At 73.9% G+C, this 10,202-nt stretch carries 10 protein-coding genes; 3 read left to right on the top strand and 7 right to left on the bottom strand.

Features of this window, described 5'->3' with window-relative positions; all coding sequences use genetic code 11:
• The first annotated feature begins 6 nt into the window (after positions 1–6).
• Both BGO37_RS07205 and BGO37_RS07200 read left to right on the top strand, forming a co-directional pair.
• Positions 7–303 (top strand): MTH1187 family thiamine-binding protein, encoded by a 297-nt coding sequence (locus BGO37_RS07205; RefSeq protein WP_291753514.1) that lies wholly within the window; start codon positions 7–9, stop codon positions 301–303.
• Between the two features lie 147 nt (positions 304–450).
• Complete coding sequence (locus tag BGO37_RS07200; protein WP_291753512.1) at positions 451–1,713, top strand: hypothetical protein; 1,263 nt, start codon at positions 451–453, stop codon at positions 1,711–1,713.
• 106 nt (positions 1,714–1,819) lie between these two features.
• Here the strand turns inward: BGO37_RS07200 and BGO37_RS07195 are convergent, their stop codons facing one another.
• The 7 genes from BGO37_RS07195 to BGO37_RS07165 all read right to left on the bottom strand — a co-directional run bounded on the left by BGO37_RS07195 (position 1,820) and on the right by BGO37_RS07165 (position 9,090).
• On the bottom strand, positions 1,820–2,785 hold the full coding sequence (locus tag BGO37_RS07195; protein ID WP_291753510.1) for an alpha/beta hydrolase: 966 nt from the start codon (positions 2,783–2,785) through the stop codon (positions 1,820–1,822).
• Positions 2,782–3,750 carry a zinc-binding dehydrogenase gene (locus BGO37_RS07190; protein WP_291753508.1) on the bottom strand — a complete coding sequence of 323 codons (969 nt, stop codon included), beginning with the start codon at positions 3,748–3,750 and terminating at the stop codon, positions 2,782–2,784. Before BGO37_RS07190 ends, BGO37_RS07195 begins: the two co-directional genes overlap by 4 nt.
• 184 nt (positions 3,751–3,934) lie before the next feature.
• Positions 3,935–4,249, bottom strand: a complete 315-nt coding sequence (locus BGO37_RS07185; RefSeq protein ID WP_291753506.1) for a helix-turn-helix transcriptional regulator — start codon at positions 4,247–4,249, stop codon at positions 3,935–3,937.
• A gap of 156 nt (positions 4,250–4,405) precedes the next feature.
• The gene (locus tag BGO37_RS07180) at positions 4,406–5,071 is read right to left on the bottom strand and encodes a hypothetical protein (RefSeq protein WP_291753505.1); all 666 of its coding nucleotides are present in this window, start codon (positions 5,069–5,071) and stop codon (positions 4,406–4,408) included.
• Between the two features lie 194 nt (positions 5,072–5,265).
• Complete coding sequence (locus BGO37_RS07175) at positions 5,266–5,868, bottom strand: DUF6318 family protein (RefSeq protein WP_291753503.1); 603 nt, start codon at positions 5,866–5,868, stop codon at positions 5,266–5,268.
• A gap of 649 nt (positions 5,869–6,517) precedes the next feature.
• Complete coding sequence (locus BGO37_RS07170) at positions 6,518–7,762, bottom strand: homoserine O-acetyltransferase (RefSeq protein WP_291753501.1); 1,245 nt, start codon at positions 7,760–7,762, stop codon at positions 6,518–6,520.
• An 8-nt stretch (positions 7,763–7,770) separates the two neighbouring features.
• Positions 7,771–9,090, bottom strand: coding sequence for a bifunctional o-acetylhomoserine/o-acetylserine sulfhydrylase (locus tag BGO37_RS07165; protein ID WP_291753499.1), 1,320 nt, complete (start codon positions 9,088–9,090; stop codon positions 7,771–7,773).
• 436 nt (positions 9,091–9,526) lie between these two features.
• On the opposite strand from BGO37_RS07165, the gene BGO37_RS07160 reads away from it, so the two are divergent.
• Positions 9,527–10,000 carry a hypothetical protein gene (locus tag BGO37_RS07160; protein ID WP_291753498.1) on the top strand — a complete coding sequence of 158 codons (474 nt, stop codon included), beginning with the start codon at positions 9,527–9,529 and terminating at the stop codon, positions 9,998–10,000.
• Positions 10,001–10,202: the final 202 nt, after the last annotated feature.

Here is a 10,202-nt window from a genome sequence, read left to right as displayed (position 1 = left end):
GGGCGCATGCTCGTCGCCTTCTCCGTGTCCCCGATGGGGGTCGGTGAGTCCGTGTCCCAGGCCGTCGCCGACGCCGTGCGCGTCGTCCGCGAGTCGGGGCTGCCGAATCGCACCGACTCGATGTTCACGACGATCGAAGGGGAGTGGGACGAGGTGATGGACGTGGTCCGGCGCGCCACCGAGGCGGCCGGCCGCGGCGCCGCCCGCGTCTCGCTCGTCCTCAAGGCCGACATCCGGCCCGGCCATGTCGGCGAGATGGCGGCGAAGGTCGAGCGCGTGGAGCGGCTCCTCTCGGAGCACTGACGCCGCCGGCAGCCACGCGCGGCCCGCGGGTCATCCCGGAGGGTGGACACGCCCGGTCCGAAGTTCGAGGTTCCCCGGGACGACTCGTCCCTTATGGGAAGGTATGGGCGGCGCGCAGCCCACGCGCGCCGCGGGAGGACTACGGGGATGCCGATCTTCGAGCCCGACAGCGGTCGGCCGCGCCTCGTGCAGCCGATGCAGCCGCTGGCCGGGACGTTCCTCGGCGAGGTCCGCAGCCTGCTGAGCGAGCACCTGCCGGCCGTCGTCGGCGAGCCGCTGTTCGCCGTCCGCGCCCGTTCCGCGATGCCCGAGCACGCCGACGTCCCCGAGATGCTCGCCCTCGACGTCACCGGCCGGCCCGTCATCCTCGAGGTCGCGCAGGTGGTCGACGACGGCGCGATCGTCGACGCGTTGCGCCACGCCGGTGCCGCCGCGCGCCTGACGACCGCCGACCTCGCCCGTGCCTACCACCCGGACCCGGACCGGTTCGCCGCCGATTACGCGGCGTTCCGCGACCAGGTCCCCTTCGCCCGGCCCGCCGACCTGCGGCACGGCACACGGCTCGTCCTGGTGTGCTCCGAGGTGGCGGCCGAGTCGGTCGACACGCTGGCCGCGGTGCGCGGCCCGGGCTGGCCGGTCAAGGTGCTGCAGGTCGGCGTCATGCGCGGCCCCGACGGCCGGCGGCTGCTCGACGTCTCGCCGCTGGCGGAGTACGAGGCCGCGCGGCGCCCCGCCGAACCGACGTCGCTGCGGTTGGTCCAGGGCGCGCACTCGGGCGGCAGCCAGGTCCCCGTTCCGCTGGACGACGAGCGACCCGAGCCCCCGTTCATCCCGACCCAGCCGCCGACGATCCCGGGCCGCTCGCCGCTGGGAAGGCCGGGCACGCCCGCGGCCCGGCCCGCCGCGACGCTCGACCGGCCCACCGCCCCGGCGGCCCGGCCGGCGTCGACGCTCGCCGCCCTCATGACGGCGTCGGCACGCCCGGAGCGGGCACCGGCACCGATGCCGGCGAGGTCCCCGGCGTCGCCCCTCGTCGCGCGCGCGGATACCGGTCACGCGGCCTCAGAGGGCGGGTCGCCGTTCCTCGGCGCCGCCCCGGCGGTGTCCCCCGTGGCGCTGCCCGGCACGTTCGGCTACCTCACCACGAGCGCCGCCCTGCCCGAGCTGGTGCAGCTGGCCGCGGCGGTGCGGGCGCCCGCGGCGCTCGTCTGGCTGCGTGTGCGCCGCGGTCAGCGTCTCGAGGCGACCCTGCGGCCCGACGGTCTCATCCAGCTCGCCGACGGCGCGCTGTTCGCCGACCCCGACCTCGCCGCGGCGCGCGCCGCGCACAGCGAGGGCGCCGTCGACGGCTGGCGCACATGGCGGCTCGGCGACGGCGGCCTGACGCTGGCCGAGGTCACCGGCCGCTGACCGGCCGGCCCTCGCGGCCGCCCTCAAGCCCGCCCGCCGGCGACTCCGGTGCGCCTGGGGTCGTCGATCACGGTCCAGGGCTCACCGGAGTCGCGTTCGGGGCGTGTCAGCCCCAGCCGTAGCCGGCGAGCCAGCGGTCGATCTCGGCGTAGAACCGTGCCCGCACGGGCGGCGCCGACAGGGCGAGGTCGTGCAGCCCGCCCGCGATCCGCACCACCGTCACCACCGGCCCGAGCTGCACGGCCCGTCGGGCGATGAGCTCGACGTCGAGCACGATGTCCGCCGAGCGCATCTCCTCCGACCAGCGCGGCGAGATCAGGCTGCGCGCCGACACGAGGGTGAGGATCGGCGCCTCGACGTCGAGCCCCCTGGCGACCGCGGCGTGGCCGGCCATGATGGCGTGCAGCCACCCGGCGCGCACGGGGAACGACGGGACGGGCCGCCAGGCCTCGTCGTACGTCCACTCGCCGCCCTCGTCGGCGCGGTTGCTGCGCGCGTAGAACCCGGGGTCGATGTTCGGCAGGGCCGCCTTCGGCTGGAACGACGCCAGCTGCCGGATCGCGGGCCCGGAGACGTGGCGCAGGATCGACGAGCCCTGCAGCTCCAGCCACGGGCTGTTGAGCACCATGGCGGCGACGTCGCCCGGGCGCCGGGAGGCCCAGAGCACGCTCACCAACCCGCCGGTGGAGTGGCCCATGACGAGCAGCCGAGCGGCGGCGCCGTGCGCGGAGCGGATCACCGCGAGGGCGGCGTCGAGGTCTTCGTCGTACGTCCGCAGGTCCTGGACGTAGCCGGGGGTCTGGCCGTCGCGCAGGCTGCGGCCGTACTTGCGCAGGTCGAGGGCGTAGAAGGCGGCACCCCGGGCGTGCCAGTACTCCGCCAGTCCGCGCTGGAAGAAGTAGTCCGACCAGCCGTGGACGTAGAGCACCACGCGAGCCGCGCGCAGCGGCTCCTCGGTGGGCGGGGCGTAGCGGACGAGCGTCGCGACGACCGGGCCCTCGTCGTCGTCGGCCAGGTGCAGGGTGCGGGCCTCGAACGGCTCGCCCAGGACGTCCGGCCGCCAGGCGCTCACGGCCGGACGACGACCTTGCCGAAGTGGTGCCCGCTCGCGAGCCGCACGAACGCGTCGTGCGCGTCCTTCAGCGCGTACGACGAGTCCACCGGCGGCTCGATGCCGGTGCGCGCGACGAAGGCGACGAGCTGCGCCAGCTCGTCGCGCGACCCCATGGTGGCGCCGGTGACGGTGATCTCCTGGAAGAAGAGGCGGCTGACCTCCATGGGCGAGGGATCGCCCGAAGTGGCGCCGACGACCACGACCGTGCCACCCGGCCGCACCGACCGCATGGTGTGGCCCCACGTCGCGGCCCCGACCGACTCGAGCACCAGGTCGACGCGGGGGATCCGCGCGCCGGACTCGACCGCCGCCGCCGCGCCCAGGGCCAGCGCCCGCTCCCGCTTCGTCGCATCACGGCTGGTCACCGTGACGTCCAGACCGGCGGCCGCGCCGAGGATCGTCGCTGCGGTGGCGAACCCGCCACCGGCCCCCTGCACCAGCACGCGCTGGCCGGGCTGTGCCCGGCCCGACCGGAAGAGGGCGCGGTACGCGGTGAGGTAGGCCGTGGGGAGGCAGGCGGCGTGCTCCCAGCTGAGGGCCGACGGCTTGTCGACGAGGTTGGTGGTGGGCACGCTCACGCGCTCGGCGAGCGTGCCGGGGTAGCGCTCGGTGAGGAGGCTGCGGGGCTCGTCGTTCGCGACGGCCTGGCCGGTCGGCGCGCCCGGGCCCCCGATCACCGCGTGCACGACGACCTCGCGGCCGCCCTCGGTGACGCCCGCCCCGTCGCAGCCGAGGACCATGGGGAGCCGGTCGCCGCTCAGCCCGACGCCGCGGAGCGACCAGAGGTCGTGGTGGTTGAGGGCGGCGGCCCTGACCTCGACCGTGGTCCAGCCGTCGCGGGCCACCGGCTCGGGGACGTCGCCGACCTCGAGCGCGGAGAGCGGGTCGTCGGGGTCGGTCCGGGCGGCAACGGCGGCGAGCACGAGGTCAACCTAGCGGGGTGCCCCGGCCGGCGTGCCTCCGGAGCGGAGCCTCTCCGCCAGGGCCGGCGCGCCTCGGTGCAGCGTCGCCTTCCGCTCGGGGCGATGCGTCGCGGCTGAGGCGGTCCGTCCCCCGGGTGTGCGCCCTTCAGCTCGGCGCTGGTCGTGCCCGTGCGCCGTCGTCGGGTCAGTGGCCGGTCTCGTCGTACTCGACGCCGGGCGCGTCGGGCGTCGGTCGGAAGATGTCGACGACCAGGTCGGGCACGGTCGTCCGGTACACGCGGCAGAGCGCGACGAGCGTCGAGAGGCGCGGGTTCGCCGGGGTCCGTTTCCTGCGGTCGGAGAGCGCCGACTCCAGCAGCTGGTAGTGGTTGCGGTGGATGCCGGCAGCCTGGGCGACCTGCTCCTGCGACATGCCCGTGGGTGCGCGCAACGCCCGCAGCCGCTCCGCGAGGGCCTCGGCGAGCTTTCGCTCGAGCTCGGGCTCGCTGGGGCGGGGCACGGCGCAACTGTCGCCGTGCATGCACGGCGCGTCAGCCTTGTATGCACGGTAAGGCGTTCGGATGGCCGGATGAGGGCTCGCCCCCGGTGGGCGGACGGGCGGAGCGCCCGGGTGGGCCGACGGGCGGGTCAACGCCCAGGTGGGCCGACGGGCGAATCAGCAGCCGGCAGCGGCCGGGTCCTCGGCGCAGCTCGTCCCGACGAGGTAGGCGCGGCGCTCCCGGACCTCGAGCCGGGAGCTCGACACCGTCGTCGCAGTCCCCGGCACGTCGTGCACCGCCGGGTCGCCGGCCACCGTGTAGGTCGCCGACCACGTGGTGGTGAGAACGACGTCGAGCCGGCCGATGCGGGTGTACGTGTGCGTCAGGGTCCCCACCGGCCACGGGGCGCCCGGGTCTGTCGTGGTCAGGGTCGCGCCGTCGCCGAAGTCCCAGGCGAAGCTCGTCGGCATGGCGGTGATGGTGACGGCGGTGCCGAGGATGGTCGTCGTGAGCGTCTGCAGGCCACCGACGGCATAGACCACGGTCGGCTTGTTCACCAGCACCCAGCCGCGGTCGGGCTGCACGACGAGCGGGCTCGGCGCCAGCGGCAGCCTCCGGAAGGCGGACAGGACCATGCCGGGCGTGATGTCGGCGGCCGACGCGCACACCGGCGGCCCGATGTGGCGCCACGCCCCGACGACCGCCTCGGGGGCCGTCTGCTCCCAGAGGTCCGGGAGGGTGGCGCGGTCACCGCACTCGGGCAGCGGCACCACGGGGTCGCCGATGCACGGGGTGAGCGCCCCGAGCGAGGTGCCGCCCCGCGGGCAGACGGGCGCCCGCATCCACCGCAGGTGCGCCGCGGGCGTCGCGACAGAGGCCTCTTCCTCGGTGCCGAATGCTCCCGGTGCCGACGACGCGCCAACCTGTACAGCGTCATCGAACGCGTCTGCCCAGAGGTGGGAATGACGCGAGCCGTCATCCGGCGGACCCGCCATAAGCGCAACCATGACACCTAATGTGACCTTCACTACCCCAATCAACGGCGCCTCGTTAGGTCGACGCCACGGGTAATCCACTCAGTTCCTTGCCGAATCACGATCACCGTCGCCGTGCCAGAGTCTTCCGTTGTCCGGCCGAGGGACCCGCCACCCTTCGTGAAGTCCTCGTCCGGACCGGTGGTCATGTCGATGGTGACGCTGAACACCGCCGGGCTCAGCGCCTGGGCCGAGATCCGGCTTACTCTGATCGGAGCGACAATGGTGAATTGGCCCTCCGACTGCAGCGCGGCTATGTCCTTCAGGATGCTCGCGCAGAAGACGCAATCCCGATGGCTCATCGCCCGCCACCGAGTGGTGTCTTGACTCATCTCCGTATAGACGTACAGGTCGGTCATGTAGTAACTGGCCGCGGCGATGGCGCCGGCCTCGTCCGCTCGGGACATTTCCGGGGGCGGCGTCGGCAGTGCCACCTGGGGCGGCCAGGTGGGCGTGGGCGTCGGCACGTCCGAGGGGCTCGGCGACACCGATCCCGACGGAGTCGTCGGGATCGGTGCCGGCTCCGATGCACGCACGGCCGAGGTGGGTGGCGCCGCGCACGCGACGAGGGGCGCGACCGCCACCATCAGGACGCTCGCTGCCACGAGGGTGACCCTCGTCGTCGTACGCCGGGACACCGGCGCACCATGGCACAGCGGCACGGGCGCCGGGCGGGTTATCAACAGGAGGGCTCGCCCGTCACCCGGATGGGCGAGTCAAAGCGGACATCTCGCCCGTGCCGCCGCGTGACCACCGCTCGTCGCGACCTTCCAGCCCGAGCTTCAGCGCATCGCGCGGAGCGGCCGGCATCACCCGGTGTGGTCCATCTCGTCGAGTGCCGCAGTCGTTCGCCCACTGCGGGGGGAGTTACGGCGGCGCTCGGCGCACAACCGTGGCGCTCGACGACGAGCGGACGCGAGGCCGGGCCGGCGCGTCGCTGGCGTCCAGCTGAAGCTTCAGCGCATCGCGCGGAGCGGCCGGCATCACCCGGTGTGGTCCATCTCGTCGAGTGCCGCAGTCGTTCGCCCAGTGCGGGGGGAGTTTCGGTGGCGCTCGGCGAACAACAGTGGCGCTCGGCGAACAGCGGTGGCGCTCGGCGGTGAGGAGAGGAGAGGGGCGGGCGGCGGGACCTGTCGGCTCGCGCCGGCTGGCAGGACTGGGTGCGGTCGACGTGGCGATTCGCGCCGCTGTGCAGCCCTGCGGCTGCGACGGGTCAGGTCGCGGGACCTCGTAGGCCAGGAGGGCCGCGACGGGTCAGGTCGCGGGGACCTCGTCGGCGAGGAACGTCGCCACCAGGGCGCCCACCTGGGCCTCCTCGATGAGGAAGCCGTCATGCCCGTACGGGGAGTGGACGTACCGCACGTGCCCCGCAGACGGGATGCCGCGGGCGATCCGCTCGGACTGCTCCGGCAGGAAGAGCCGGTCGGAGTCGACCGCCACCACGAGCGCCCGCGCGGTGATGGACGCCAGGGCCGCCTCGACCCCGCCGCGGTCGCGGCCGAGGTCGTGCGTGATCATGGCCCGGTTCAGCACCACGTAGGTGTTGGCGTCGAAGCGCCGCGTCAGCTTGTCCCCGTGGTGGTCGAGGTAGGACTGCACCGCGAAGCGGCCACCGGCCAGCGGCTCCTCCTCGCCCTGCGGAATGCGGCCGAAGCGCTCGTCGAGCTCCAGGGCGGACCGATAGGTCTGGTGCGCGATCTGCCGCGCGATGCCGAGCCCCACGTGCGGGCCGAAGCCGTCGGGCTCGTCGTAGTAGTCCCCGCCGTGGAAGCAGGAGTCGGCCTGGATCGCGCCGATCTGGGTGTGGAACGAGGCGATCTGGTCGCCGGAGGTCTGCGCGGTCGACGCGATGACGGCGATCGCCGCGACGCGCGAGGGCGCCGACACGGCCCACTCCAGCACCCGGTGCCCACCCATCGACCCGCCGACGACGAGTGCCCACCGCTCGATCCCGAGGTGGTCGGCCAGCGCCACCTCGGCCGCGACCTGGTCGCGGACGGTGAGGATCGGGAACCGGGAGCCCCACGGCCGGCCGTCGGGCGCGGTCGACGAGGGGCCGGTGGAGCCCTGGCAGCCGCCGAGGACGTTGGGCGCCACGACGAACCAGCGGTCGGTGTCGATGGGCGCGCCGGGGCCGACGAGCGACGACCACCACCCCGCGGTGGGGTGGCCTTCGCCGGCGTGGCCGGTGACGTGCGAGTCGCCGGTGAGGGCGTGCAAGACGAGCACGGCGTTGGAGCCGTCGGCGGCCAGCGTGCCCCAGGTCTCATAGGCGATGGTGACCGCCGGCAGGCGGCCGCCGCCCTCGAGCTCGAGGGGGCCGAGCGCGGCGAACCGGCGACACCCGACCGGGTCGCCCTCCCGCCACGCGGCGGACGCCGGCACCGGGGGGCGCCGCGACAGCGGGAGGCGCGAGAGGGGTGCGCCACGGCGCGCCTCCCCCGCCCCGGACCGTGAGGAGGAGCGGTCCGGGAGCGGGGTCGGCGTGCCGTCGGTCATGGTGTGGCTCACGCTCCCTTGGCGGCGCGGAAGCCCGCCTCGAGGTCGGCCAGGATGTCGTCGATGTGCTCGATGCCGACCGCGAGGCGGACGAGCCCGGGCGTCACGCCGGACAGCGCCTGCTCCTCGGGGGTCAGCTGCGAGTGCGTCGTCGACGCCGGGTGGATGACGAGCGAGCGGACGTCGCCGATGTTCGCGACGTTCGAGTGCAGCTCCAGCGCGGAGGCGAACGCCTGGCCGGCCTCGCTGCCGCCGGGCAGCTCGAACGCCAGCACGGCGCCCGCGCCGCGCGGCGCGTACTTCAGCTGGTTGGCGTGCCACGGGCTGGTCTCGAGGCCGGCGTAGTGCACGGTCGTCACGTCGTCGCGCGCGGCGAGCCACTCGGCGACCTTCTGCGCGTTGGCGACGTGCCGCTCCACCCGCAGCGACAGCGTCTCGATGCCCTGCGCGATGAGGAACGCGTTGAAGGGTGAGATCGCGGCGCCCAGGTCGCGCAGCAGCTGGATGCGCGCCTTGAGGATGTAGGAGAGGTTCGCGCCGAAGGCCGAGCCGACCCCGAGCGCCTCGGCGATGACCAGGCCGTGGTACGAGGGGTCGGGCTGGTTGAAGCCGGGGAACCGGTCCTTGTACTGGGCGTAGTCGAACGTGCCGGCGTCGACGATCACGCCGCCGATGGCCGAGCCGTGCCCGCCGAGGTACTTCGTCGCGGAGTGCACGACGACGTCCGCGCCCCACTGGATGGGGTTGATCAGGTAAGGCGTGGCCACGGTGTTGTCGACGATGAGCGGGACGCCGTACTCGTGCGCGACGCCGGCGACGGTCTCGATGTCCAGGACGTCGGACTTCGGGTTGGGGATCGTCTCGCCGTAGAACGCCTTGGTGTTGGGACGGATCGCAGCACGCCACTCGTCGGGGTCGTGCGGGTTGTTGACGAAGGTGGTCTCGATGCCGAGCTTGGGGAGCGTGTAGTGCAGCAGGTTGTAGGTGCCGCCGTAGAGCGAGGCGCTGGAGACGATGTGGTCGCCGGCCTCCGCGACGTTGAGGATCGCGAACGTCGACGCCGACTGGCCGGAGGAGACGAGGAGCGCGCCGACGCCGCCCTCGAGGGAGGCGATCCGGCTCTCGACGACCTCCTGCGTGGGGTTGCCGATGCGCGTGTAGATGGGGCCGAGGTCCTTGAGGGCGAACCGGTCGGCCGCCTGCTGCGCGGAGTCGAAGACGTAGGACGTCGTCTGGTAGATCGGCAGCGCCCGGGCCCCGGTGGCGGGGTCCGGCACCTGGCCGGCGTGGATCTGGCGGGTCTCGAAGTTCCAGTTCTCGTTGCTCATCGGTCTGCTCGCTTCGGGTCGTTCGGGCGGGGGCGGATCCCGCGAGGACGAGGAAGGCGTGCAGCCGACGACCGACCCGCGGGGGTGGGGGGTGTGGCACACGTCGAGCCCTGGCTCGGTGCAGGCGGAGCGCCTCAGCGGGCGCGACCGGCCCGCGGGCACAGCCGAACGTGTGCGGTCAGCGACACATTCGGCAGGTGAACATGGCCCGAGACTAAACGGCACGGTCCGGTGGGCGACATGGGTGTCTCACCATTCGGGAACGTGCTGCGAGGAACATGGACGCCCCGGAGTCGTGGCCTGGCACCTGGTGCCGGCGGCCGACGCGTCGTCGGGTATTCGCCCCTTCGTCACTTCCAGGTCGTTCACGGCGGCGGCGGGGTCCGGTTGCATCGTCGCGACGCAACCCACCGGGGTGCAGGGAGGTGGCAGCCTCGTGGCGCCCGTGTTCCAGCTCTATCGCTTCGACGGCGAGGACGGCGTGTGGTGGCGACTCGTCAGCCCCAACGGACGCGGGCTCGCTCGCTCTGCCGTCGCCTACCCGACGGTGGCCTCCGCACGGTCCGGCCTTGAGGAGGTGCTCACCCGCGCCGCGGGCCTCGAGCTCGGCGTTCGGCTGACCGTCGACTACCGGTGGCACTGGTCGCTGCGCGGCGGTGGTACCCCGCTCGTCGAGGGGCTGGGCGATCAGGACCGGCGGGTGCGATGCCTCCACGCCGGCCGCACGTTCCAGGCGCTCGCGCCGGTCGCGCCTGTCGAGCCCGAGGTGGCGGTGTACCGGCGGGCCGGGCGCAGCCCGGGGGGTCGCGCCGGGAGGAGCGAGGAGAGCGGTGCCGTGTCAGCGGGCGCAGCCGGGCTGCCGCACCCGAGGCGCGCGCACGTCGACGACGAGGGCACGCTCGAACGGTGAGGGTGCGCTCCGCGCGCTCGTCGGACTCGTGGTGCGACGCGGTCCACGGCGGCGGGCGCGCACGGATTCCGTCGGCCTCCGCGCCCAGCCGGCCGGGTCCTGTGCGCCGCGGCCAGCGCGGCCCCGGGCCGCCGCGGCGACAGGCTGTCCGTTCCGTCCTGAATGACATGCGTGTGACTCATGTTGTTCGTGTTGCTGGAGT

This window comes from Cellulomonas sp. 73-92 (genome assembly GCF_001898175.1).
GTDB lineage: Bacteria > Actinomycetota > Actinomycetes > Actinomycetales > Cellulomonadaceae > Cellulomonas.
This window is presented reverse-complemented; position numbering and strand designations above follow the sequence as displayed.